General features: G+C 59.5%; 23 protein-coding genes. 11 read left to right on the top strand and 12 right to left on the bottom strand.

Translation table 11 applies throughout. The features are described 5' to 3' along the window. Window positions 1–67: 67 nt before the first annotated feature. The 9 genes from D8U69_RS24720 to D8U69_RS24680 form a co-directional block, all read right to left on the bottom strand. Window positions 68–1,591, bottom strand: coding sequence for an amino acid permease (locus D8U69_RS24720; RefSeq protein WP_056853425.1), 1,524 nt, complete (start codon window positions 1,589–1,591; stop codon window positions 68–70). A 122-nt stretch (window positions 1,592–1,713) separates the two neighbouring features. Continuing rightward, the gene (locus tag D8U69_RS24715) at window positions 1,714–2,736 is read right to left on the bottom strand and encodes a DUF3445 domain-containing protein (protein ID WP_056853426.1); all 1,023 of its coding nucleotides are present in this window, start codon (window positions 2,734–2,736) and stop codon (window positions 1,714–1,716) included. Window positions 2,737–2,753: 17 nt separating this feature from the next. Beyond that, a complete protein-coding gene (locus D8U69_RS24710; protein ID WP_130908363.1) occupies window positions 2,754–3,722 on the bottom strand; it encodes a PDR/VanB family oxidoreductase in 969 nt (322 codons plus the stop codon). Next, on the bottom strand, window positions 3,719–4,324 hold the full coding sequence (locus D8U69_RS24705) for a dimethylamine monooxygenase subunit DmmA family protein (RefSeq protein WP_056853428.1): 606 nt from the start codon (window positions 4,322–4,324) through the stop codon (window positions 3,719–3,721). The genes D8U69_RS24710 and D8U69_RS24705 overlap by 4 nt, the downstream gene beginning before the upstream one ends. A 246-nt stretch (window positions 4,325–4,570) precedes the next feature. After that, window positions 4,571–6,007: a sigma 54-interacting transcriptional regulator gene (locus D8U69_RS24700; protein WP_130908362.1), complete on the bottom strand. Its 1,437-nt coding sequence runs from the start codon at window positions 6,005–6,007 to the stop codon at window positions 4,571–4,573. Next, a complete protein-coding gene (locus D8U69_RS24695; protein ID WP_130908361.1) occupies window positions 6,004–7,134 on the bottom strand; it encodes a PAS domain-containing protein in 1,131 nt (376 codons plus the stop codon). Before D8U69_RS24695 ends, D8U69_RS24700 begins: the two co-directional genes overlap by 4 nt. A gap of 613 nt (window positions 7,135–7,747) precedes the next feature. Further along, window positions 7,748–8,167, bottom strand: coding sequence for an organic hydroperoxide resistance protein (locus tag D8U69_RS24690; protein ID WP_056853431.1), 420 nt, complete (start codon window positions 8,165–8,167; stop codon window positions 7,748–7,750). A gap of 151 nt (window positions 8,168–8,318) precedes the next feature. Then, a complete protein-coding gene (locus D8U69_RS24685; protein ID WP_056853432.1) occupies window positions 8,319–8,537 on the bottom strand; it encodes a PLD nuclease N-terminal domain-containing protein in 219 nt (72 codons plus the stop codon). Between the two features lie 121 nt (window positions 8,538–8,658). Further along, complete coding sequence (locus D8U69_RS24680) at window positions 8,659–11,106, bottom strand: TonB-dependent receptor (protein WP_130908360.1); 2,448 nt, start codon at window positions 11,104–11,106, stop codon at window positions 8,659–8,661. A gap of 6 nt (window positions 11,107–11,112) precedes the next feature. On the opposite strand from D8U69_RS24680, the gene D8U69_RS24675 reads away from it, so the two are divergent. Next, window positions 11,113–11,307, top strand: a complete 195-nt coding sequence (locus D8U69_RS24675) for a hypothetical protein (RefSeq protein WP_130904336.1) — start codon at window positions 11,113–11,115, stop codon at window positions 11,305–11,307. Window positions 11,308–11,368: 61 nt separating this feature from the next. Continuing rightward, entirely contained in the window at window positions 11,369–11,836 is a 468-nt protein-coding gene (locus tag D8U69_RS24670) for a cupin domain-containing protein (protein WP_056853435.1), read from the top strand. Window positions 11,837–11,850: 14 nt separating this feature from the next. On the opposite strand, the gene D8U69_RS24665 is transcribed toward D8U69_RS24670, so the two are convergent. Further along, window positions 11,851–13,263, bottom strand: a complete 1,413-nt coding sequence (locus D8U69_RS24665; RefSeq protein ID WP_130908359.1) for an MFS transporter — start codon at window positions 13,261–13,263, stop codon at window positions 11,851–11,853. A gap of 131 nt (window positions 13,264–13,394) precedes the next feature. On the opposite strand from D8U69_RS24665, the gene D8U69_RS24660 reads away from it, so the two are divergent. The 6 genes from D8U69_RS24660 to D8U69_RS24635 all read left to right on the top strand — a co-directional run bounded on the left by D8U69_RS24660 (window position 13,395) and on the right by D8U69_RS24635 (window position 20,380). Further along, window positions 13,395–14,285, top strand: a complete 891-nt coding sequence (locus tag D8U69_RS24660; protein WP_130908358.1) for a LysR family transcriptional regulator — start codon at window positions 13,395–13,397, stop codon at window positions 14,283–14,285. Window positions 14,286–14,767: 482 nt separating this feature from the next. After that, the gene (locus tag D8U69_RS24655) at window positions 14,768–16,165 is read left to right on the top strand and encodes a diguanylate cyclase (RefSeq protein WP_130908357.1); all 1,398 of its coding nucleotides are present in this window, start codon (window positions 14,768–14,770) and stop codon (window positions 16,163–16,165) included. Window positions 16,166–16,173: 8 nt separating this feature from the next. Further along, window positions 16,174–17,490, top strand: coding sequence for a glycosyltransferase (locus tag D8U69_RS24650; protein WP_241668508.1), 1,317 nt, complete (start codon window positions 16,174–16,176; stop codon window positions 17,488–17,490). Between the two features lies 1 nt (window position 17,491). Continuing rightward, the gene (locus D8U69_RS24645) at window positions 17,492–18,310 is read left to right on the top strand and encodes a hypothetical protein (RefSeq protein WP_130908356.1); all 819 of its coding nucleotides are present in this window, start codon (window positions 17,492–17,494) and stop codon (window positions 18,308–18,310) included. Window positions 18,311–18,316: 6 nt separating this feature from the next. Continuing rightward, entirely contained in the window at window positions 18,317–19,432 is a 1,116-nt protein-coding gene (locus tag D8U69_RS24640; protein ID WP_130904330.1) for a biotin/lipoyl-binding protein, read from the top strand. Window positions 19,433–19,435: 3 nt separating this feature from the next. Then, window positions 19,436–20,380, top strand: a complete 945-nt coding sequence (locus D8U69_RS24635) for an NAD-dependent epimerase/dehydratase family protein (protein WP_130908355.1) — start codon at window positions 19,436–19,438, stop codon at window positions 20,378–20,380. On the opposite strand, the gene D8U69_RS24630 is transcribed toward D8U69_RS24635, so the two are convergent. Further along, complete coding sequence (locus D8U69_RS24630) at window positions 20,352–20,612, bottom strand: hypothetical protein (protein WP_056853443.1); 261 nt, start codon at window positions 20,610–20,612, stop codon at window positions 20,352–20,354. The two genes, D8U69_RS24635 and D8U69_RS24630, sit on opposite strands and share 29 nt — an antisense overlap. A 378-nt stretch (window positions 20,613–20,990) precedes the next feature. On the opposite strand from D8U69_RS24630, the gene D8U69_RS24625 reads away from it, so the two are divergent. Both D8U69_RS24625 and D8U69_RS24620 read left to right on the top strand, forming a co-directional pair. Beyond that, a complete protein-coding gene (locus tag D8U69_RS24625) occupies window positions 20,991–22,055 on the top strand; it encodes a hypothetical protein (protein ID WP_130908354.1) in 1,065 nt (354 codons plus the stop codon). Window positions 22,056–22,071: 16 nt separating this feature from the next. Beyond that, complete coding sequence (locus tag D8U69_RS24620) at window positions 22,072–22,425, top strand: DUF1428 domain-containing protein (RefSeq protein WP_130908353.1); 354 nt, start codon at window positions 22,072–22,074, stop codon at window positions 22,423–22,425. Between the two features lie 15 nt (window positions 22,426–22,440). On the opposite strand, the gene D8U69_RS24615 is transcribed toward D8U69_RS24620, so the two are convergent. Continuing rightward, window positions 22,441–22,635: a hypothetical protein gene (locus tag D8U69_RS24615; protein WP_056853446.1), complete on the bottom strand. Its 195-nt coding sequence runs from the start codon at window positions 22,633–22,635 to the stop codon at window positions 22,441–22,443. Between the two features lie 109 nt (window positions 22,636–22,744). On the opposite strand from D8U69_RS24615, the gene thpR reads away from it, so the two are divergent. Beyond that, window positions 22,745–23,284, top strand: coding sequence for an RNA 2',3'-cyclic phosphodiesterase (gene thpR / locus D8U69_RS24610; protein WP_056853447.1), 540 nt, complete (start codon window positions 22,745–22,747; stop codon window positions 23,282–23,284). Window positions 23,285–23,446: the final 162 nt, after the last annotated feature.

Raw genomic sequence — 23,446 nt, 5'->3', positions numbered from 1 at the left:
TTCCGGCCCCATCGCTGGCAAGCCAGCTCCCACAGGAATTCGGTTCCCACATTGGGAAATGGGGTTGTCAGTTACCGACCACGACTCTTTGCGACGCTTTGGTCTGTGGTTTCGAGAACTTCCACGCGTCACCCGCCGGTGCCGTGCCTTTGTCGTAAGGCTTGCCCAGCAGCATGTAGACCAGACCGGCACCCATCACCACCAGGGTGGTCAGGATCATTGAATAGTTGATGTACCACGGCGCATCCGGCGAGCGCGGCCAGACCATGTTGATGATCGCGCAAACGCCATAAATCAGCGCGGCCAGGTTGATCCACAAGCCCCAGGCACCGAGGGTGAATTGACCATTCGGGCGCCAGCCCTTGGCGCGGGCGATCAACGCGGCGACCACGATCAGCTGGAACGCCACGTAAATACCGATGGCCGCAAAGCCGACAATGGTGGCCACGGCGTCGGCCATGAACATGCCCAGGCAGACAATCGCCGCCGGCACCAGGCCGCTGACCAGCAGCGCGAACGATGGCACATGGTTTGCCGACAGACGCTTGAACAGCGAACTGCCGACGATCATTTCGTCCCGGGCATAGGCGAACAGCAACCGGCTGGCGGCCGCTTGCAGGCTCAACACGCAGGAAATGAACGAAACCATCACCACCGCCATCACCAGGCGCGAACCCACGGGGCCAAACGCGTTGGCCAGGATGGTCGCGACCGGGTCGGTGTCTTCGCCGGCCAAAACCTTGGCCATGTCCGGAACCGAAAGGATCAGCGCCAGGCAAGCGAACATCGCCGCCGCGCCACCGATGTAAATGGTCATGCGCATGGCTTTGGGAATGCGTTTGCCCGGGTTCGGGGTTTCTTCGGCGACATCGCCGCAAGCCTCGAAGCCGTAGTACTGGAACAGACCGGCCAGGGACGCCGCGAGGAACGCCGGCAAGTACGAACCATTGACCTCAAGGTTGAAGGTGTCAAACAGCACGCTGAACGGTTGATGACGCTCGAAGATCAGCAGATAGCCACCGACGAGAATCGCTCCGACCAGCTCGCAGAGAAAGCCGAACATCGCCACCTGCGCCAGCAACTTTGTGCCCACCAGGTTCAACGCGGTGGACAGCAGGATAATTGCCAGGGCGATGTAGATGTTGGCCTCGGGACCGGGGCTGAAGCCCAGCATGATCGCCAGATACGGCCCGGCCCCCACCGCGACCCCGGCGATAGTGGCGCACAAGGCCCAGGCATACACCCAGCCGACCATCCACGCCCAGCGCTTGCCCACCAGGCGACGAGCCCAAGGGTAAACACCGCCGGAAATCGGGAACTGCGAAACCACTTCACCAAAAATCAGGCACACCAGCATCTGCCCGGCACCGATCAACAGATAAGACCAGAACATTGGCGGGCCGCCGGCAGCCAGACACAAACCGAACAGGGTGTAGACGCCGACGACGGGCGACAAGTAGGTAAAGCCCAGGGAAAAGTTCTCCCACAGACTCATGCTGCGGTTGAAATCGGAGCTGTAGCCGAGGGCGCGCAGTTGTTCCGCGTCCTGGTCGACGCTGCTGCTTGCACGCGTGTTAGATGAGCCACTCATGTTATTTCCTCATTATCAATGGCAGTGGATTGCGGGTACTCGATCCTGTGGGAGCCAGCCTGCTGGCGATGGGGCCCTCACGACCGCCATCGCCAGCAGGCTGGCTCCCACAGGGGATTGCGTCAGGCTTTGGCTTCGTCGTCGTATTGGGACAGCCACTCCACCGCCGCGTCGCGGTAACGGCTGAACCCCTTGTAGTCGACCAGTTGTTGATTCAAGTCGCGCAACACGCGGTGCATGCGCCGGGCCCACGCCGGATTGGTGGCGATGTCTTCGAGGCTCAACAGGTAGGTGCGAATCGGAAAGACAATGGCGTTACTGCGTGGCAGGCGATGCAGCGGTTGCAGTTCGATGCGCAGATACACCAGCTTGCCGGCGTTTTCGGCGGTGACGATGGTTCGGTCGGGTGCCCATTCCGGCAGGCTTTCAGCCGACACTTCCAGACGCGGGTTGACCGTCAGCGACCAGTTCAGGCGACGCACCGGGTGGCCGATACGCAGGCGCAGCAGGAATTTCAGGGCACGGTCGAGCATGCCGATTTCCTTCACCAGCGGTACCGGACCGTGGAATTCTTCCCAGCTCATGCCGAGGTTGAAACGCAGCGAATAGTCGGCACGCTGAGTGGCGATGCCGGCACCCCAGTACAACGTGCCGTCGCGTTCTTCCTGCAAGACCCAGTCGCCCTGAGCCTGACGGGTCACGTATTCCATTGGCTCATAGGGCAGGGTGGTCGGGTCGCCAAAGGTGAAACGGTCGTCGATGCCCAGCAGCCGGTTGGTCCAGTGCCACTGGCGACCGTCGCGCTCCAGGCTGAAGTACTGCGGGTAATCCCGGGCATAGGACTCCATGATCAATTCCAGAAGGTCCCATTGCGCCTCCATCATGTGCGGTGCCGAGACATAGTGCATGCCCGGGTCTTTCTCCAGGGTGATGGCGCGATCGCGGCACTCGCTGATGTAGTGCTCGTCGATATCGAATGCGGCGCGGAATGCACCGTCGCCCACCGAGACATGCGGTTCGAGGTTCATCGAATACATGTACTCGTCATCGGGAAACGGGAAGGGCGCGCGCGCGATGGTTTCCGGGCTGTTGGCGAAGGTGTAGTCGTCGCGGTAGGTTTCGTCGGGATTGAATTTTATGTTCATTGTTTTTTCTCCGTCGATCAGAGGTCGATGACCAGGCGATTGCATTTGGCGCGGGATACGCAGGGCATGATTTTCTTGCCACTGGTCTTGTCGTCGTCGGACAGCCAGTCGTCGCTGTGCAGCAGTTCGCCGTCGAGTTCCAGCACGGGGGTTTCACAATGCCCACAGGCCCCGCCACGACACAGGTAAGGCATGCTGAAGCCAGCGGCTTCGACCGCTTCGAGCATGGTCTGGTCGGGTGAAACCTCGATGGTCGTGCCGCTGCGGCCGAGGGTGAAGCTGAAGGCTTCGCCGCCGCTGCTTTGTTCCAGGAAACGTTCGAAGTGCACATGGCTGTCGGTCCAGCCAAGGTCGCGAGCGCACGCCAGGGTGGCATCGATCATGCTGTCCGGGCCGCACACGTAGACGTGACTTCCCAACGCACGGTCGGCCAGAATCTTGCCGATTTCCATGCGCGATTCGACACCCTTGCGGTACAGATGCACCTGCTGGCCATAGATGGCCTTTAACTCTTCGCCCAATTGCGCATGTTCTTCGCCACGCACTGCGTAATGCAGCTCGAACGGCACCTTGCTCAGGCGCAATTCTTCCAATTGCGAAATCACCGGGGTAATGCCGACACCGCCGGCGATGAACAAATGCAGGCGCGCCTGTTTGATCAACGGGAAGAGATTGACTGGCGGAGTCACCTCGATCATGTCCCCTTCGTTCACCGAATCGTGCAGCGCGACCGAACCGCCGCGACCGCTGTCCACCCGACGCACGGCAATCTGGTAGCTGCTGGTGTCGTAGGGCGAGCTCAGGAGCGAGTAGGGGTTGCGCAGGGTGTTGCTCTGATTGGCGATCAACACCACGACGTGACTGCCACCGGAGAACGCCGGCAAGTGCGCGCCGGTCGGCGAGACCAGGGTGAAGCGTTTGATTTCCGGGGTCACCGCTTCGATGCGGGCCACACGCAGATTCAAAGTCCCATTGTTCTGGCTCATGTATCGAGCTCCTCGGCAGGGGGTAGTTCGCCCGGTACTTCGGCGTCGGCCTTGACCGCCTGAAACGCTGCCAGGCGCCGGGAATAGTGATCGCGCACCACCAGCGTCAGGCCGCAGCCGGGGCAGTCGTAGACACGTTGGGTGACGTTTTCGGTATAGGTGTCGCAGTGCACGCACCAGACCCGGCGCACGAGGGTGCCGGAGTGCTCGCGCAGGACTTCGTCGCGGTTGAGGTCGAAATGCGTGGCCACTTGCATGGCGCTGCCGAGGAAGCTTTCGGAGCCGGCCAGATACAGGCGGGTGCCCATGCGGGCATCGGCGAGCAGCACCTTGAGCGCGTCGATCAACGCTTGGTTCGTCTCAACGACCTGCAATGGCAGATCGGGGTGGCGCTGCTGCAAAGGTGCGAGGAAGTCCTGCCCGGAAAACGACTCGCGGGAATACAGCAAGGTAATGGGGCAATCCAGCTCCACCAGTTCGTCCAGCAAACGCAACATGGCACGACCGCCGCTGCCTTGCCCGGCAACGATATGGCGCCTGCCTCCCGGTAATGGTTGCAACCGGTCATAGACCGGTCGGCTTTTGATCCCGGTGATCAACATTCTTATTATTCCTCCTGGCTAGCGAGCCGGCGTTTGGAAGCCGGCTGCGATGCAAAGCCCAACGATGGTGGGTTGCAGATAGCAGGAGCACAGGTCGTGCCAAGTGATTAACTTGTTGAAATATAAGGAAGTATTATTTTTGCTGGACTGCGATGCAGGCAAAAGTAAGCAGATGTGTATGCGTTTTTGCAGCGGCTGGAGGAGTGCCGGACAGCGCACAATCCCCGTGGAACCGCCTGACGGCGGTCAATCGCGCTGCAGCTTGCGAATCAGCGTGCCGATGTCGATGCCCAGGTGCTGCGCCGCCTTGCGTTTGCTGCCGCACAGGTCCACGGCCTGAAGGATCACATGGCGTTCGAACTGTTGAACCTGAAGCTTGAGGTTTTGCTCCGGGTTGTCTTGCGTCTCGACCTCCACGAAGGAAGGGCTCTGGTGCTGCGGCGATCGCTGCGGTCCCAGCAGTTCGGCTGGCAGGTGATGTTCCTGCGCTTCATCGTCGGCAAGCACCGCCAGCCGCTCGAAAATGTTCACCAGTTCACGAATATTGCCGGGGAAGTCGTAGCTCATCAGACGCTTGCGGCAGCCGCTCGACAGGCTCAGCGACGGCTCGCGGTCGCCATTGATGCGACTCAGGAGAATATCGATCAGGAACGGCAAGTCATCCCGATGCTGACGCAGCGGCGGAATTTCAACCGGCAGCACGGCGAGTCGATAGTAAAGGTCGGCACGAAATTCGCCGATGCTCACCAAATGGCGCAGGTCTTTATTGGTGGCGGCGATGACCTGCACCTGTACGGTCTTGCTCAGGGGCGAGCCGACTGACTGGATGGTGCTGTCTTCCAGAAACTTCAGGAGCTTGGCCTGCACATGCAGGGGGATTTCGCCGATCTCGTCGAGAAACAATGTCCCGCCCGAGGCCGCCTCGATATAGCCCTGCTTGCCGCCCTGCAAGGCGCCGGTAAAGGCGCCGCGCTCGTAGCCGAACATCTCCGATTCGAACAGGCTCTCGGGAATGCTCCCGCAATTGACGTGAATGAACGGCCGGTCACCCCAACCGGCCGCCCGATGAATATGCCGGGCGATGGCGGTCTTGCCGACCCCCGGTTCACCCAGCAGCAACAACCGTGCGCGCCGGCGAAAAGCGCGCACGCCGGTATCGGCGATGCTCGACAGTTGCGGGGAAAGATGCAGGGCATTGTCCTGAGGATCTCGCAGGCCCTGGGGTTCTACCGGTCGGCCGCCAAGGGCGGCTCGCCGCTGTGGCTGGCTGCCGTCGAAGTCTTTCTGGGTCAACATGCGGAAGGGTTTTTCGTAAGCCCCCGTGGGGATCGCATGCGTGCTGCTGAGCAGCACGCGACCTTCCCGCGAGCGGGTCAACGCGCTGTTGCCACCACGATTCAATGCAGCCAGCAAATCGTCGTAGTTCAACGCCGAACGCTGGAAGAAATCACTTTCCGACAGCCCGACGGCTTGCTGTTTGGAGAGCCGGTTGACCCGTTCGGCGGCCAGATTGAGAAAGCGCACCTGGCCTTCGCCGTCCGTCACGATCAGCGCTTCGCTGAAGCTGTCGAGCAAGGCGTGCAGCGCTGGAGTTTGCAGCAGTGCACCGAGCACTTCAGTGCTGACATTGACCGAAGAACGCATGCCCATCTGCATGGTTGGAGGCAGGTTGGTATCTTTCATGGGTGCAACTCTTCGGTGCGGCGAACGCCGTGGCTTTGGCGGAACACCGCTACCCGCCAGGCCACGCCTTCACGGATCAGGATGCGCGAACAATGCACATTGAAGTGCCGTTCGCGCCCGCCAAGGCCCGGCAGGGGCAGGCTGTGCCAAGTGCGCTCGGGCAGGGCGTTATCCAGCAACAATCGAGCGATGCCGGCACCTTGGGTGATCCCGAAGGTTTCTTCGAAGGCTGCGTTTCGCCATTGCGGTTGCAGGTGTTCATCGATCACCAGCACCGCGTCAGGCACCGCATCGAATACCCGGCGCAGGGCATCGATGCGTTGCTCGGCGTCGTGCTGCATGCGCAGTTCCTGGCTGACGTCGCGAATACTGCCCCACATCCGTAACAACTGGCCGTTGACGATGGTCGCCCGAACATCGTTTTCCACGTAGGCGGGCGAACCGTCATGGCGACGGTCCACCGACAGTGCGCAATCGACGGTGAATCCGGCTTCGATCAAACGCCGCACGAACTCTTCGTTGGCCGGGCTGCGCGGCCAGTACAGTCGCACGGGTTGCTGGTTAAAATCGACATCGGACGGCATCTCGTACACATCGGCCATTGCCCGGTTGCACAGGCGCCAATGGGAGTCGTTTTCGAACACCTGGCGGACGATTTCATCCGGGGAATTGTTGATGTCCACCGCCTCGGCGAACTCAATGCACCAGTAGGCGACCTTGGCGCTCTGCAGCATCTGGCTCATCACCTCATTGGCGTTGTGCATTTCCCGTAGCCGATGGCCCAGCACCCCGAGCGGGATTTTCAACAGATGAAGACGTGCCGGTTGCACTGTCCGCCATTCCAGCAAGCCGCTGGCAATCACGTGCAACAGCCCGCCGTTGCGGCGAATCAGGGTCAATTCCAGGCTTTGGACCTGTTCATCGGCCGGTGGGTTGGTAAACAGCGAATGCACAGCACGCATCGAATCGACGCTAAAGATGCGTTCGATCGGCTGGTCGAGCAGTTCCTCGGGTGCATAACCCAATTGATCGCTCAGGCTGGCGGAAAGGTTGAGCAGGTGCCCGTCGGCACTCAGGGAACTGGCAAGAGGCTGGGCTTTTCTGGCCAGCAAATTCAGGATATCCATCGATGAGCCGACTCACTCTGGTTTATGGGGTTCCTGGATGAAAAACCACAGGCAATAACAGGAGGGCATTTCGCATGCCAACTCAAAAGCCTGCGAACAGGGAGCAACGCAACAAGGTACTTTGTCGACTGCTGCGATATTGCAGCGAAATGTGCATTTATGCAGCGCATGAGTCGAGCTTAATGCGCGAAGATCGTAGGCGGTAGGCATTCCGATGAGTGACGTATGGGCATAGCATTTTTCAATCCAGCGGTATTTGCCACAGGATGAAATCGGTCTAAAAACAGCAACCCACACTTGTAGTGCTTTGCTACTCTGAAGGTGTAGGTGAAAACGCAGACTGATGCGCAAGCGGATAGCGAGGACGCGTGGGGCGCGCTCCGAAGGGTACACGGTTAGAAAGATCTCCGCGCTGAGATCCAGCCCTTATGCCGTGTGAAGCAGGGCAGCGCAAATAGCTGTTTCTGTGGGAGTCCTGATAAACCTCGTAAGCCAGAGACCAGCACTGGCCACCTACTTGGCTCTCGAAGCCGACTTGTGCAGCTGCGAACAAGCAGTTCGCCAAGATCAAATGCCCCGCCTGCCGGGGCATTTGTTTGTCTGCACTATTGCATCAAACCAGATTGATCGTCACGTCGATGTTGCCACGGGTTGCCTTGGAATACGGGCAAGTCTGGTGGGCAGCGTCCACCAATGTGCGGGCCAGTGTTGGCTCAACACCTGGCAGGCTGACGTTGAGACGCGCCTGGAGGAAAAACGCGTTATCGGTCTTGCCCAGATCGATTTCGGTCGCGACGCTGACGTCAGCCGGCAAGCTGACCTTCAACGCCGCCGCGGCTTTGCCCAGCGCACCGATAAAACAGGCCGACCAACCGGCACCCAGCAATTGCTCGGGATTGGTGCCACTGCCGGAAGAGCCCGGCGGGGAGAGCTTGATGTCCAGGCGCCCGTCGTCACTACGCGACTCGCCTTGGCGACCGCCGGTGGTGACAGTCTTGCCGGTGTACAGCACGGTATCGATTTGATTGATCATGAAGTGGCTCCTGCGGGGGTTGAACGGCGACCCGCGCACTTTTTCACTTTCATGTACACCGTATGTGTCCTGGGCACGCGATTGTGTATCGCTGTGTAGTTTCCCTGGCCTCGAATACAGATCGATACAAATCCCTTCCTGAGCGCCTCAGTTATTGTCGGGCCTGCGCCGATTGCCGGTTGTGGACGATCTGCTTCGGCCCGGCCAAAGCCCAGGCAATCAGTCCCAGCAACGGCACAAACACAATCACCACCATCCACACACCCCTGGTGCTCGCCTTGCCCTCGCTCTTGCGTAGCCGATTGATCGCCCACAATTCAATAATCAATAGCACTGCCGCGAGTACGATCCACGTTGGTTCGAAATGCATGTGTCACCTCCTGATGGTTAAACGGTTAGGTGAACATGGACCGGCAGGGTTCATTAAATTTTGCGGATTGCTACGACGATCAAGTCCTTCCGATTGCCGCAGCCGAGGGGCGAAAGGTCCTTCAGAAATCCACCGTCGCCGACAATTTCAGCGTCCTGGGCTCACCTTGAGTCAGGTAGTTGTTGGAGGTCGAAGCCGACGACCAGTACGCCTTGTTCGCAACGTTTTCGACGTTGGCGCGCAAGGTGATGTATTTGTCGTCGGCCGTGAAGCCGAAGCGGGCGCCGAGGTCGACGCGGGTCCAGGCCGGGATGCTCAGGCTGTTCGCCGCGTTGACGTATTCGCCGCCGGTGCGCAGCATGCGAGCGTTGAGCGCCGCGCCTTGAATGCCCGGCACGTCCCAATCGGCGCCGAGGTTGTACTGGAAACGTGGCACGCCAGCGGCACGGTTCCCGTCGTTGAGGCCGTTGGAGGTTTTCTTCTGTTCGGTGTCCATCCAGGTCGCCCCCGCAAGCACGCGCAAGCCGTCCAGCGGTTCGCCGAACACATTCAGTTCTACGCCTTTGTTCACTTGCTCGCCGTCGACGCTGAAGGTTGGCAAGCGGTTGCCGGTGACGGTCGAGGTCGAACTGTTCGGCATCTCGATGCGGTACACACCCAGCGTCGCGCCGAAGCTGTTCCAGTCCAGTTTCACCCCGGCTTCCGTCTGCTTGCTGCGGTTGGGAGCGAACACTTCATTGGGGTTGGTCACGCCGGTGGACGGCGAGGTGGGGCCTTGTTGCAGGCCTTCGATGCGGTTGGCGTAGAACGACACATGCTCCCACGGCTTGATCACCAGACCGTAGACCGGCGTGGTGATCGATTCTTCGTAATTGGCCGTACGCGCACCGCTGGTGGTGTTCCATGCATCGACTTCGAGGGTCTGCCGACGCACGCCGAGGGTTAGCAGAATGCGGTCGTCGATGAACCCCAAGGTGTCGGACACCGCTGCACTCTTGACCCGGTTCTTGCCGACAATGCGCGGATCATGAATATCACTGCCGAAATAAGTGTTGGTCGGGCGCGGCACCTGTACCGGGTTGTATAGATTGCCGTTGACGCGGTTGGCCACCAGGATCGCCTCGAATGCCGAACGTTGCTCGCCCCAGGTGCCGGACAAGCCAACGTTCATCTGATGCGAGACCGGGCCAGTGTTGAAGTGGCCGTTCAAACCGGCAATCGCGCTTTTGTTGTCTTCGTCGTGGGGTGAATAGAGAAAGCCGACTTTACCGCTGCCGTCGTTGGCGACGTACAACGACGAATACTGGCCGTTTTCCCGGGTGTGCTTGGCACCTCCACCGGCGTAGGCCGTCCAGTTGTCGTTGAGGTCGTATTCGCCGTTGACCATGCCGTAGGTGTCTTCGAGTTCCGACCAGGTCCAGTCCTGGGCATAGTTGTCCTTGGCCGATGGCGCGTGCGGGACTTTGGTGCCGGTCGGGTAGACCACCGAGCGCCCGTTGTTGATGCGCTGCTTCTGATAGCCAAGGTCGGTGGAGACGCGCAGACGCTCGCCGCGATAATCCAGGCCCAAGGCGATCAACTGGGAATGCTCGCTTTCATCATCCACGGCAGTATCGCCGCCGTGCTGGGCGAGGTTGACCCGCGCGCCGAAACGGTTGTCATCACCGAAGCGCTGGCCGAGGTCGATGTGCCCACCGACCTGGCTGTCACTGGCGTAATCGAGGCTTGCGCTGCGGGTGGGAGTGTCCTGCGCGCGCTTGGGCACCAGGTTGACGCTGCCGCCAATGCCGCTGCCGCCTGGCGCCACACCGTTGATGAACGCATTCGGGCCTTTGAACAGCTCGACCCGTTCCAGCGCTTCGGTGGTGATGATCTGCCGGGGCAGAACGCCGTACAGGCCATTGAACGAAATGTCGTCCGTGGTCAGTGGCAGGCCGCGAATGGTAAACACCTGAGAAAAGTTGCCAAAACCTGCGGACTGGCGCACCGACGCATCGTTGAGCAGCACGTCACCGACGGTTCGCGCTTGCTGGTCCTCGATGGTCTTGGCGGTGAAGCTGACCACGCTGAACGGCACGTCATTGATATCGCGATTGCCCAGCACCCCCAGGCGCGCTGAGCGGGCGAGCTGGTCACCCGCATAGGTGTCCGCTTCGCTTGCCACGCCACTGACCGTGGTGGCGCCCAATTCCAGCGCTGCGCCGCTGTTGACCTGGGGTGCCACGGTGTAGCTGTCGGCGCCGGTGGCAATCAGCGAATAGCCACTGCCTTGCAGTAAACGGGCAAAACCGGACGGTACGGTGTAATCACCTTGCAGGCCCTGGCTGTTCTTATCTTTCAGCAAATCGGCGTCGAACGACAACAACACCCCCGACTGCGCTGCGAACTGTGCCAACACGCTGGACAGTGGCCCGGCGCCGATGGCGTAAGTGTGGGACGTAGCGCTTTGGCTGGTTTCGGCAGCCCAGACGCGGTGTGCGGGGGCGATGGCGGACAGGGCAATGGCCAGGCTCAGCAGATTCATGGGGAGCCGGTGTTTGCAGCGGTTCGAAAGCGGTCGGGATGTCATTCGGCAATGCCTGCGCAAGCAAAGGAAAAAGGAAACTTTCCCAACACACCGAACGGCCGCGAAAAAGGTATCAACCCCTTGGAAAATATTTTCGCAAAAGACGCGACGCATGTATCTGAACGTATCTCCATCGCCAACCATTACTTGCGCATACAAAAACCGCACCGCGTGACACGCCAGCGATACACGCAAGTCGCCTAATGGAGCAGCCTCACAACGGCACCCCGCGCATTTTTCATCCCGCGCTCATTGGAGAATTGCGATGTCCCGAAATAACAAAACCAACGCCGCCAGCCTGCTCGGCGCCGCTATTGTCGCCGCAGCACTCACCGCGTTCAGCGGTCTGTCTCAGGCCCAGGAAAACAAGGCAACCGCCGACGCCGGCCAGGCCCCTGCCAAGAGCTGGCAGACAGGCATCAAGCGTACCGATCTGGTGCGTCACGACCTGGATGTAGAAGGGCGAGAAGTGATCCAGGTGCTCGTCGACTTCGAACCGGGCGTGGTCTCGCCAAAACACTCGCATCCCGGAGTCGAAGTCGCCCACGTCATTGCAGGGACATTCGAATACGAAATCGAAGGTCAGCCTAACGTCACGCTCAAGGCCGGTGACTCACTGTACATTCCCGCCGGCGCCGCTCATGTCGCGAAGAACGTCGGCAAGGACAAGGCTTCGGAACTGGCGACCTACATCGTCAAGAAAGACACGCCTTTGTTGAAACTGGAAAAATAAACGTCAAGGCTTGTTCAACGCTGATCACGCTTTGTGATCAGCGTGCAGCTGCCCGCTGCGATCAGGCCCGCCAGGCCAATCAGGCCCAGCGCGACAGTAAAGGTCACACGCAGGCCCCTGGCAATCGCCTCTGGCTGCGCAGTGGTGATGTCGACCGTTGCCGAGGCCATGGCGAATACCGCACCCATCACCGAAGCCCCAGTGATCAGCCCCAGATTCCGCGACAGGTTGAGCAGGCCGGACACCACGCCCCGTTGATCTGCCTGGACCTCGGCCATGACCATCGTGTTGTTGGCGGTCTGGAACACCGCGTAGCCCAGCGTGATCACCACCAGCGGCGCGATGTAGCCCCCCATACCCAGGCTGCTCGGCAGTATCGATAACAGGAAACAACCGAGGGCAACGGCGATCAGTCCGACGAGTGTCATGCGCCGGGCACCGAAGCGGTCGGCAATGTATCCGGCGGGAACGCCCGTCAACGCGGCAACCAACGGCCCCACCGACAACACCAGCCCGACCCCGACAGCGCTCAACCCGAGCGACTGCGACAGATAGAATGGCCCCACCACCAAGGTGCTCATCAGAACCGTTGTCACCAACAGGCTCATGATCAGGCTGCCACTCAATTGTGCGTCGCGGAACATCGCCACTTGCACCAGCGGCGCAGCAACGCGCGCTTGGACCCATGCGAACAAACCGACCCCCAGGCATGCCGCCAGCAGCAGGGCAAGATTGAGCATGCCGAAATGACCGCGACCAAGGGTCATGGCCAGCGCGTAGGCGCCGAGGGTCAAGGCCAGTACCAAAGTGCCCAGCGGATCGAAAGTCGCGGGTCTGGCCGATGGCCGATCCTCAGGCAAGTAGCGCAGGGCAAGCAGCAAGGTCAGCAAGCCCAGAGGGACGGTGATCAGGAATATCGCCCGCCAGCCGAAACTGCCGATCAACAGACCACCCAGCGACGGCCCCAGCGCCGTGCCGATGGCCGACATCGTTCCCAGCAGGCCCATGGCGCTACCGGTCTTTTCTTTGCCGACGGTCTCGCTGACACAAGCCAATGTCAGTGCCATCATGATCGCCGCGCCAAGCCCTTGAAGCGCTCGCGCGCCAATCAGCCATGAAAGACTCGGCGCCAGGCCGCACAGGGCTGACGCAAGCGTGAACACGCCAATTCCGCCTAGCAGCAAACGACGCCGTCCGATGAGGTCACCCAAGCGCCCGACGCTGACGATCAGCGTGGTAATCGCCAGCAGATAGGCGAGAACGATCCATTGCACTTGTTGAAAGGATGCTGTGAATACCTCGGCTAACGTCGGCAAACCCACGTTGGCGATGCTGGCGCCCAAGGAAGACAGCAGCATTGATGATGACAGGCTGAGCAGTGCCCATTTGACCGACAGAGCGGGTAAGCCGACTGATGTAGTTTCCATGCCGTATCTCTTTGTGGCGGCTCCCGATTGGAGCTACCGCCAATCTACGTTCGCGCCTAACATGGCGGAAGACGCACGGCTTGCACTTAATACGTGCGTCTGACGCCACTTCACTCAGTTACGGTGCGATCATGTCCGGTTCCGACTTCAACTTGCTGCTTACTCTCGATGTCCTGCTCAGCGAAGGCAGCGTCGCTCGGGCCGCCAAGCGCCTGCGCCTGAGTCCGTCGGCGATGAGTCGGGCGCTGGCGCGGCTGCGCGAAACCATGGGCGATCCGCTGCTGGTTCGGGCCGGGCGCGGTCTGGTGCCAACGCCGCGGGCGCTGGCACTGCGCGAGCATGTCAGGGAATTGGTGCAGCAGGCAGAAGCGGTGCTACGCCCGGCCGAGCAACCGGACCTGAGCTGTCTAAAGCGCACCTTCAGCTTGCGCACCAGCGAAGGCTTCGTCGAAAACTTCGGCGCCGCGCTGATCGCCCGAGTCACCGAACAGGCACCGGGCATACGTTTGTGCTTCGTCAGTAAACCCGACAAGGACAGCACTTCACTGCGCAACGGCACGGTCGACCTGGAAACCGGCGTGGTGGGTAAAACCGCCAGCCCGGAGCTGTTGACCCAAGGCTTGTTCCGCGACCGATTCATCGGGGTGGTACGTGAGGGGCACCCATTGAGCAAAGGCTCCATCACCCCCGAGCGCTACGCAGCGGGTCAACACATCAGCGTGTCCCGCCACGGTCTCGAAAACGGCCCGATCGATGAAGCACTGCACCTCCTGGCATTGCAGCGACGCGCCGTGACCATCGTGGCCGGATTCTCGACGGCATTGGCATTGGCGCGATCTTCGGATCTGATCGCAAGCGTGCCGGAGCGACACACCAGCGCGGCGCGAGTCGGGATGTACAGCTTTGCGCTGCCGCTTTCCCTTGCGCACTTTTCCGTCGCGATGTTCTGGCACCCCCGACAGGACGCCGACCCCGTGCATCAGTGGTTACGTGGATGCCTTCGGGAGGTTTGCACACAATAAAGTTTCATGTGTACGTTCTTGAAACAATCACTGTTTCAGGTATGTAACAGTTATGCGGCTCAGAATATTCAGGCAATAAAAAGTTGGCGGTACGTTATAAATAATCCTGAACTTGTCGGTCATTGTGAGGTATTGCCAACAATTGTTATTTGGATCCGTTTTTTTTGTGAATGAAAGTTGATTGCAAATACGTTAGGTGGCGTGATGCTATTAGTTGGTGGCAATTAACCAGTAGTCATGAGGTGGATGGATTAATGTTTTGATGTGATCACAAGCCTTTGATTAATATAATAAATAAACTTGTTGGCGTGCTGGCTATGCATATTATCGGATAGTTAAAAACATTATGCGATCTCGGAAGGTTCGTTGCGCAAACAAGATAAAAAAATAACTTCACAATAAAAGCACACGCTTTTCTAATGCGATGCTAGTGTTGGTACCCTCCGTTCACCCCGCTGGCTTTTCTGAAGAGGACGTGCGTCATGCCCACTCAAAACCCGCGGATTGCGATACTCGGTAATAGAGCTCCCGGATTGAACCTTCCCGAGCTTGAGCACTTTACCGATCTCGGCAGTCTGTTGGCTGCAGTCGCATTTGATGTCGTCCTGTTGGATATGCCCGCCGCTTACGCAGCAAAAGTTCTTCGCAAACTGCGCTCGACCGAGCCCTATCGCTACACGCTCATCTACTGTTGTCGCGACCAGGATGGCTGGTGTGAAGCCCTGGGTGACGGAGCGTGCCCGGTTGAGTCCAGCGAAATAAAAACGCTTTGGGCGAACTGGCTGGAGCGCTTCCGGCTTTTCAAGCAGGGATCGGGGCAGGAGCGTTTCGAAAGTCGGGTGTTGACCTGGCTGTGGCTGCGTGACAACGCCCAGGTGTACGCCCTGCGAGACCCACAGGTGCCTCAGCATTACCGTTATCCGTTGCTGGATGCCCTGGCGGATAACGAACCGATCAACCCGTTTGTCTGGCTCGGTTTGATGGTGCAGCAGGAATGGCTGGAGGAGGGCGTACTGATCGACCGCGTCCGGTTGTGCTCGGACTGCGGTTCGGGGCGGCTCAATTACATCGACGTCTGTGCCGAATGTCATGCCATGGACATATCACGGCAACCGTCATTGCATTGCTTTACCTGCGGGCATGTCGGGCCTCAGGAATCATTTCTCAAGGATGGCGTGCTGTTGTGCCCCAATTGTCTGAACCGCTTGCGTCACATCGGTAGCGATTACGACCGTCCGATGGAGAACTACCGCTGCCGCTCGTGCCAGGCGTTTTTTGTCGATGCCGAAGTGCAAGCGCGTTGCCTGGATTGCGGGTTGTCGCACACGCCCGACAAACTGCGGGTGCGAGAAGTCCGGGATTTTCGCTTGGCCGAAGCGGGGCGGTTTCGTTGCCGGCAGGAATTCAGCGAGCGTTCGTCTCGGCACTTTGGCAGGCTCAACCTGCTGGGCGGCAAGGACTTCTTTGATCTGCTGAACTGGCAGATCCAGATCGTTCGCCGCTATTCGAACCCGGCTTTTTCCTTGATCGGCCTGCGTTTTGTCAACCTGGCCGGCACGTTGACGCGCCTGGGTGAACAGCGTGGCCATGCGTTCATCGACAGTGTCGCCGATCGTCTGCAGGAGTCGGTCAGGGAAACGGATCGCTGCTCTCGAAGCACCGAAGAGTTTTTCTGGATCATGTTGCCCAATACTGACGAAAAGGGGCTGGAATCGGTCAAGCAGCGTCTCGGCCGGGTCGCCGAGCTGTTTTCCGCGCCGGAAATCAGTGACGTGTCCTTACGGTTGGTCAGCATCACCGCACCCAAGGAGCTCCTCGATCAGGAAGATGGTGAACTGCTGCTGGCCCGACTGGCCGGCGAATTGGGTGATGCGAGATGAGCCCATTCATGGAGCAACTTTACAGCCTGCTCAGTGCCTTGATGGGAGCGGACGGGCTGAGCCGATTGTTTTACATGCTGTTCCCCCTGTTTCTGATGTTCGAATTGCCGTTGATGGTCATGGTGATGCTCGGTGTGCTGCGCTGGTTCACTCGTCGGCGCACGCGCGTGCCCAAGACCAGTGTCTATCGACCCCGGGTCTCTTGCATCATTACCTGCTACAGCGAAGGCCTTGATGTACAAACCACACTGTTGAGCCTGTGTGAACAGACCTACCCCGGCCATATCGAGATGATTCCGGTGGTCGACGGCGCCACGGTCAATCAAGCGACGCTCAGCGCCGTACGCGGTTTCAAGGTCGATGCGTATCTGTACCCCAGGCGCCATTTGCGACCTATCGCCAAATGGCAGCGGGGCGGACGGGTATCTTCATTGAACGCCGGCCTGTCACTGGCCAGCGGGGACATTGTCATGGCCCTCGATGGCGATACGTCCTTTGACAACAACATGGTCAGCTCCATCGTGCGGCACTTCGAGGACCCTTCGGTGCCGGCGGTTGCCGGTAGCCTGCGGGTGCGCAACGTCTGGTCATCATGGGTGACCGCGATGCAGGCGCTGGAGTACCTGTTGTCCATCCACATGTCGAAAATCGGTTTGTCGGAATGGAATCTGGTCAACAACGTCTCGGGGGCCTTCGGTGCGTTTCGCCGCAGCTTCCTGGTGAAAATCGGTGGCTGGAACACGCATACCGCCGAAGACCTGGACCTGACGTTGCGGATCAAGAGCTACTTCAAGCGCCACAACCTGAGAATCCCGTTCGAGCCTGAAGCGATCGGCCACACCGATGCACCCAAGACCCTTCGCGAGTTTCTGATGCAGCGCCTGCGCTGGGACGGCGACCTGTACTTTCTCTATATCAGAAAGCACAACCACAACATCGACCCCAAGCTGCTGGGCTGGCGCACCTTCCTGATGATTCTGCTCACGGGCTTCTTTTTCCAGCTGGTGCTGCCTTTCCTGATCCTCACCTACACCCTGGTTGCGTTGTTCGTTCTGCCGGGCAAGACGTTGCTGATTCTGTTCGTGATGGTTTACCTGTTGTACCTGATGATCACCTCGATATTGTTCCTGGCCATGTTGGTGATGGTCTCGGACCGGCCCCGCAAGGACATCACCTTGGGGGTGCTGGTGCCGGTCTTTCCGCTGTTCATGCTGATACTGCGCTGTTGGAGCGCCGTGGCAATGCTCAATGAAATGTTTCGCCGCGGACACGAAGAAAGCTCGATGGCGCCGTGGTGGGTACTTAAACGGGCCACGAGGTTTTGATATGCGATCGATTCTGCTCGCCATGACGCTGCTGATTGCGCCGCAAGTGGTGCACGCTGCACCTTCGCAGTGGTCCCAGGCCAGTTACGTCTGGGACAGCGAAGCCTTGCTCGATCCCGAGCATCGGGGGGCTGAACTTGCGGCATTGCGCAAGGCCGGTATGGACAAGATTTACCTGGGCCTCAAGGCCGCCCAGATCAAGGACCTTGGCACCACGCGTGAACAACTGGAGCAATTACTGCAGCAAGCGACCGGAGCAGGGATGCAGATCAGCGTGTTGCTTGGCGATCCGGAATGGATAAAGCCTGAGGGGCGTCATCAGCTCAGCGATTTACTGGCAAAACTCGACGGCCTTTCCTTCACCAGCCTGCATCTCGACCTGGAGGTCGAGCAGTTGGGCGTACCGGTGCCTGACCAGCGTTTGAAAGACTGGCTCGACACTTTGCGCCTGGCGGCCCGCGAAAGCCCTTGGCCGGTGGAAATTTCCAGCCACCCCCGCTGGTTTGGCGACGCGAAACCCGGAGAAACCTGTGTGCCCTGTGGGCTTCCCGAAGCGGGTGTGCGCCAGGTCAGCCTGATGATCTACACCCGCAACCCGAAAAACAGTGCGCAACGAGCAGAGGCTATCGCCAAACGCTGGCCCGATCTGCAATTTCGCCTGGCGCAAAGTACGGAGCCGCAACTGGATTCCACCGAATCCTGGGCCGGTGCATCGACTGAACAGTTGCAACACCAGGCCAGTGTCTGGCGCGAGCAACTGCAACCTCAAGGGATTGCCGGAATTGACTGGCAAGCCTGGCGAGACTTTCCAAAACGGTGAGCCGTCATGAAGATTCGTTTCGATAGTCGCAAAGAATTGAGCCCTACTCAGGAACAAGGCTTGACGGTGCTTTACGCACCGGGCAAACGCATGGCGTTCCGGGTGCGCTGGTATCTGATTCTGTTATTGGTGGCGAGCCCCTTGATCTGGCTGGGTGGCAAGTTGGTTTACGGGATGTGGATGATCGACGCGCCGGCGCAATTGCGCCTGCCGATTCTTGAGGTCCGAGCGCGGGATGCCGGGCGGGTCGAGCAATTGTTCGTCAAGGCGGGGGAGCAGGTGCGGATCGACCAGCCGCTGGTTAACCTCGACAACCCCGAATGGCGTGCGCGGCTGGCGCAACTTGCGGCCATACCGGCCGATACGATGCGCTTGAGCAATGCCAAGCTCGGTGGCCGCGAACGTCAATTGCTCAGGACCCGTATCGCCCGCGCGGAAGACCGCGTGAAGGTGCTTGAAGAGCTCGTGGTACGCGGCGCGGTTTCCCGGGGAGAGGTGTTGTCCGCCCAGTCCGAACTCGACAGTTTCAGGGCCGATCTGCTGGCGTTTGAACGACGCGAGCAACAGGCCAGTCAATCGCCCTTGAGTGATGAGCGAGATAAGGCACAGCGCAGTGCCGAGCAAGCATGGTTGCAGACGCGGCTTGCCGCGCTGCCGGTCGCGGCCGCGCAGAGCGGACGGGTGGCAGAAGTTTTGGTCAACCCTGGGGAAAACGTCGGCGCCGGCACCTTGCTGATGCGCATCGAGCAATTGGAAGATCCGCTGCTGTGGATTTATCTGGAGCCACTGAACATCAGCTACGCCGCCATTGGTCAGCCGTTGCGTGTACGCATGCCGGACGGCGAGTGGTTGACCGCCCACGTGGTTCAGGCGGTTGACAGCGCCGGACGTACGCCGACGGTGTTGCGCGGGCCGTTTGCCGCCAGCGAAATGGGCCTGCAGGTTGCCGCGCGGTTTGATCAGCCTCTATCGCCACGCTGGCGAATCGATCAATTGCCATTGAATGTGCGCTTTCCCACTGACTGGAAAAAAATGCTCACTGACGGCCGTGAATTCATCGATGAAATAGGCGATTTCATCGCCATGGTTCGTCCCTCCGCCACCGAGCAAGAGAGAGAATAAGTCATGACTGAGCGAATTCTTGTGACGGGAGGGGCCGGCTTCATTGGCTCGCACCTGGTCGAAGCGCTGCTTGAAAAAGGCTATGGCGTGCGTGTTCTGGATGATCTATCCACGGGCAAATTAGCTAACCTGCCGATTGATCGCTGCCATTTGACCCTGGTGGTGGGGGACGTCGCCGACGGGCCGACAGTGGCGAGGGCGATGAAAGATTGCAGCGCGGTGGTGCATCTGGCCGCGGTAGCTTCAGTGCAAGCATCGGTAGACGACCCGGTTGCGACCCATCAAAGTAATTTTGTCGGCACCTTGAACATTTGTGAGGCGATGCGCCAGGAAGGGGTAAAGAGGGTGGTTTTTGCCTCCAGTGCGGCGATCTATGGCAACAATGGCGAAGGCACCGCGATCACCGAGGACACTGTGAAAGAACCGCTGACCCCCTATGCCGCCGACAAACTGGCCAGCGAACACTTTCTGGGTTTCTATCGTCGTCAACATCATCTTGAGCCGGTCATTCTGCGATTTTTCAATGTCTATGGTCCGCGCCAGGACCCTTCGTCGCCTTACTCCGGCGTGATCAGTATTTTCAGCGAGCGGGCGCAAAAAAAACTCCCGATCACCGTTTACGGCGATGGGGAGCAAACACGGGATTTCGTTTACGTAGACGACCTGGTCAAGATCCTCGTACAGGCTGTCGGTGATGTTCAACCCGGCAGTGACCCAGTCAATGTCGGGTTCAACCGTTCCACCAGCGTTAATGATCTGGCGTCGATGCTAGGTGAATTGCTCGGGCGGCCACTGACGTTGAACTACGACAAGCCGCGCAGCGGTGACATCAAGCATTCGCGCGCCGACAACAGCCGACTGCTCAAGCGGTTTGCCATGGCCCCGCCGACCGGTTTCGCCGAGGGACTGGGACAATTGCTCAAAAGTATTGATGGCGACGGGCGTTAGCGGCGACTTCGGTCGCCAGCAAATGCTCGGCCAACACATCGTTGAGAAAGCGGAACTGATCGTTGAGCCCCACCACTTCGTTGTTGAAATGATTGCCGGCAGCTGGAATCAGCAAGTCTTCGAATTTTTCGTCGAACATCAGTGTCAACACCTTACGGGACTCGAATTGCTGCGAGTAGTAGTTGTTGCCGAACACCGGGAAGCTCACGGCCAGGGTGACTTCGTTGATCATGACGTGCGCTCCTCGGAGAGAACGAACCAGGCGAATACGCTCAACGTGGAGGCCGTCAGGGCCAGACAGGTCAGGAGATGGATCAGCATGATTCGAACCTCCGCTTCAGGGTTTCGTGTGGGGTTGAAACTGATCCTACGCTGACGGTTTTGGAGCGGAAGGCATTCGTGGCGATGGTGAGTATCGATGGCAGTGATGGTCGGGCTTCGCTAGCAGGCTGGCTGCCACAGTAGTCCCTTGCAGGAGCCAGCCTGCTGTCGATGAAGGCATTAAGAACAACATCAACAACCAGCGGGCAAGGACTGCCACCTATACTCAAATCAAGGGTTTTTGAGCGTCGGGCATTTGGTTTGGCGCAGACTTTAGGGAACCGCGATCTTGAATCGGCGCTCGCTGATCGTCGTCATGCTGCTGCTGTTGGCGGGATGCGCCACAGCTCCGCGTGCGCCGGTGGAAGTGCCGCAGGTCATGATCTCGCCAAGTACCTGGCAACAAGTCGATCAGGAAATCGTCAGCGCATCGCAATCCGCCACCGAACAAACCAAAATCTACGCCCGTGGCGCCATGGATTACTGGCGCACGCGGGTCTATCAGTTGACCGAAGAAAACTTCATCCCCTGGTTCAGCAGCTATTGGACCCAGGAATGGCTGTCGATGAAGGTCAGTTGGTACACCATCAGCGCCAAGGGCGAGCGGGACACCTCGGAAAAGCGCCTGGCCGCTTACTTGCTGGAGAAATACCAGGAAAAGGTACTGGCTCCAGTGGCGGTGGAGATTGATCCGGATGCGATTCTCAGTCTGGCGTCGGCGTTTTACGTCGACATCCTCAGGGAAGAGTTGCAGAAAATCTCCCAGCGCCACGGCGTGCCGATGGCTCAACTCAATGGCCGGATCCAGAAAGTCCCGGCGATAGCCCTCGGGCCGCCATCGGCCCGGGATGCTTCGCTGTATCAGATCGTTCACGCCGAGACGTTGAACTCGCTGCCGGCCTATGCCGCGCTCATCGACAAGGTACACAAGGCCGGTGGCGAGAAAGGCGTCGATTCGACCGACACCGCCATGGCGCCGGTTGCCAAGCGTGCCAGTCAGCGAATCGAGGCGGAAATGGCCCCTCGCGGTGCGGCCAGTGCCGTGGCGGCGGCGGCGGGAAAACTCGCCGGTGGCTTGATTACCGTCGGTGTCGCGGGGATACGTGCGTTGATCCAGGCCAGCGACCGGCCCGACAGCGAGGCGCTGATTCGCAGCAGTCTGGGCAACACCTTCGACAAGGCCTGGACGAAGATGGTGCAAAGCCCGACCAGTGGCGTGATGGCCGGGACGTTGTACATGGCGGGGCAGATCGAAGGCAATCTGGCGCAAAGTGCGCAACCGCCGGTCGGTGTCAGCGTGGGAACTGTCGATTGGAGCCCGACCGAATCGACTAACCAGCAGATCAACCCATGAAGCAAGGAGATGACTCATGTCTTACATCGATGGTTTTGTCGCGGCGGTGCCTACCGCCAATCGCGAGCAATACAAAAAACACGCCGAAATCGCTGCGGCGGTTTTCAAGGAAAATGGCGCCTTGAGTGTGGTCGAATGCTGGGGCGAAGACGTGCCGCAAGGCACCGTCACCTCTTTTCCGATGGCGGTGAAACTCAAGGAAGGCGAAACCGTGGCATTCGGCTGGATCGTCTGGCCGGACAAGGACACCCGCAATGCCGGCATGGACAAAATGATGCAAGACCCGCGCATGAAACCGGACGTCAATCCGATGCCGTTCGATGGTCAAAGAATGATTTACGGTGGATTTGAACAGCTGCTTGAAGTCTGACAGCGTAACGCAGGATCACTCTGCCGCCGGGGTGATCCTGCAACTCTTGCGCCCGCGGATTTCATCGTCCGTCGGCCGTTCACGAATGAACTCGAAACGCGGTTCGCCTTCGCTGTAATGCACCAGCCAGCCCCATTCCAGCTCGAATTCGTCCTGCCCGGGCTTGGGTGGAGCGGCCCACCATGGTTCTTTGCTGAGGATCTGACGCATGGCCGCCTCCTGATGGTTCGCTTGCATGAACTATAACGTGCATGCCGTCATGCGCCAGAAACAGCCCGTCGGTTGTAGACTCAAGTGAGCCAGCCAGAGATCCCCCTGCATGAATGACGAATCCCGTGAGCCGTTCAAACGGCTGTTCTTTGCCTTGGACTGCGCGCCGGCACAACGCAAGGCCATCGCCCAATGGCGTGGCGCATTGCAATTGAGGAGTGGACGCCCGGTGCCGGCGGAGAACTTTCACCTGACCCTGAAATTTCTCGGTTCGATCGATAACGCGCGAATCGCTGATATCTGTGAGGCAGCCGCATCTGTGCGCACATCTGGCGCGCGACTGACGGTGGTGCTCGACCGATTGGATGTCTGGCGCAGGGCAGGGGCGCTGGTACTGGCGCCGGAACAGCCACCGCCGGCATTGTTGCGCCTGGTGTATGACCTGGAACAGGCCTTGTTGCCCTTTGGCCTGGAAGACGCCCCCCGGGAATTTCGCCCGCACCTGACCTTGGCCCGCGACTTTCGCGCACCCCTGCCCGAGGCCGTCACGGCGCCGGAATTTTTCCTGCGCGCCGATCGCTTCATCCTGTTCGAATCCCACAAGGGCCGCTATCGGGCACTGGCCGAATGGCCTCTGGGCACTGCCTGATCCCAAACAAAAAAAGGCGCCCGAGGGCGCCAAACTTCACCTTAACCGAGGAGCCAGGTGAGCGATGCAGCGGTGGTAAGGCGCTGCATGAAGGTAAACCTCGATCGTTTGATCGTTCCCACGCTCCGCGTGGGAATGTAGCCCGGGACGCTCCGCGTCCCT

The sequence above is a fragment of the Pseudomonas sp. Sample_16 genome (assembly GCF_004307665.1).
Taxonomy (GTDB): domain Bacteria; phylum Pseudomonadota; class Gammaproteobacteria; order Pseudomonadales; family Pseudomonadaceae; genus Aquipseudomonas.
This window is presented reverse-complemented; position numbering and strand designations above follow the sequence as displayed.

Excerpts from the sequence above, each read along its gene's own strand:
- D8U69_RS24720 (WP_056853425.1), bottom strand. The coding sequence starts at position 1,591 with ATGAGTGGCTCATCTAACACGCGTGCAAGCAGCAGCGTCGACCAGGAC.
- D8U69_RS24715 (WP_056853426.1), bottom strand. The coding sequence starts at position 2,736 with ATGAACATAAAATTCAATCCCGACGAAACCTACCGCGACGACTACACC.
- D8U69_RS24710 (WP_130908363.1), bottom strand. The coding sequence starts at position 3,722 with ATGAGCCAGAACAATGGGACTTTGAATCTGCGTGTGGCCCGCATCGAA.
- D8U69_RS24705 (WP_056853428.1), bottom strand. The coding sequence starts at position 4,324 with ATGTTGATCACCGGGATCAAAAGCCGACCGGTCTATGACCGGTTGCAA.
- D8U69_RS24700 (WP_130908362.1), bottom strand. The coding sequence starts at position 6,007 with ATGAAAGATACCAACCTGCCTCCAACCATGCAGATGGGCATGCGTTCT.
- D8U69_RS24695 (WP_130908361.1), bottom strand. The coding sequence starts at position 7,134 with ATGGATATCCTGAATTTGCTGGCCAGAAAAGCCCAGCCTCTTGCCAGT.
- D8U69_RS24690 (WP_056853431.1), bottom strand. The coding sequence starts at position 8,167 with ATGATCAATCAAATCGATACCGTGCTGTACACCGGCAAGACTGTCACC.
- D8U69_RS24685 (WP_056853432.1), bottom strand. The coding sequence starts at position 8,537 with ATGCATTTCGAACCAACGTGGATCGTACTCGCGGCAGTGCTATTGATT.
- D8U69_RS24680 (WP_130908360.1), bottom strand. The coding sequence starts at position 11,106 with ATGACATCCCGACCGCTTTCGAACCGCTGCAAACACCGGCTCCCCATG.
- D8U69_RS24675 (WP_130904336.1), top strand. The coding sequence starts at position 11,113 with ATGCCTGCGCAAGCAAAGGAAAAAGGAAACTTTCCCAACACACCGAAC.
- D8U69_RS24670 (WP_056853435.1), top strand. The coding sequence starts at position 11,369 with ATGTCCCGAAATAACAAAACCAACGCCGCCAGCCTGCTCGGCGCCGCT.
- D8U69_RS24665 (WP_130908359.1), bottom strand. The coding sequence starts at position 13,263 with ATGGAAACTACATCAGTCGGCTTACCCGCTCTGTCGGTCAAATGGGCA.
- D8U69_RS24660 (WP_130908358.1), top strand. The coding sequence starts at position 13,395 with ATGTCCGGTTCCGACTTCAACTTGCTGCTTACTCTCGATGTCCTGCTC.
- D8U69_RS24655 (WP_130908357.1), top strand. The coding sequence starts at position 14,768 with ATGCCCACTCAAAACCCGCGGATTGCGATACTCGGTAATAGAGCTCCC.
- D8U69_RS24650 (WP_241668508.1), top strand. The coding sequence starts at position 16,174 with ATGGAGCAACTTTACAGCCTGCTCAGTGCCTTGATGGGAGCGGACGGG.
- D8U69_RS24645 (WP_130908356.1), top strand. The coding sequence starts at position 17,492 with ATGCGATCGATTCTGCTCGCCATGACGCTGCTGATTGCGCCGCAAGTG.
- D8U69_RS24640 (WP_130904330.1), top strand. The coding sequence starts at position 18,317 with ATGAAGATTCGTTTCGATAGTCGCAAAGAATTGAGCCCTACTCAGGAA.
- D8U69_RS24635 (WP_130908355.1), top strand. The coding sequence starts at position 19,436 with ATGACTGAGCGAATTCTTGTGACGGGAGGGGCCGGCTTCATTGGCTCG.
- D8U69_RS24630 (WP_056853443.1), bottom strand. The coding sequence starts at position 20,612 with ATGATCAACGAAGTCACCCTGGCCGTGAGCTTCCCGGTGTTCGGCAAC.
- D8U69_RS24620 (WP_130908353.1), top strand. The coding sequence starts at position 22,072 with ATGTCTTACATCGATGGTTTTGTCGCGGCGGTGCCTACCGCCAATCGC.
- D8U69_RS24615 (WP_056853446.1), bottom strand. The coding sequence starts at position 22,635 with ATGCGTCAGATCCTCAGCAAAGAACCATGGTGGGCCGCTCCACCCAAG.
- thpR (WP_056853447.1), top strand. The coding sequence starts at position 22,745 with ATGAATGACGAATCCCGTGAGCCGTTCAAACGGCTGTTCTTTGCCTTG.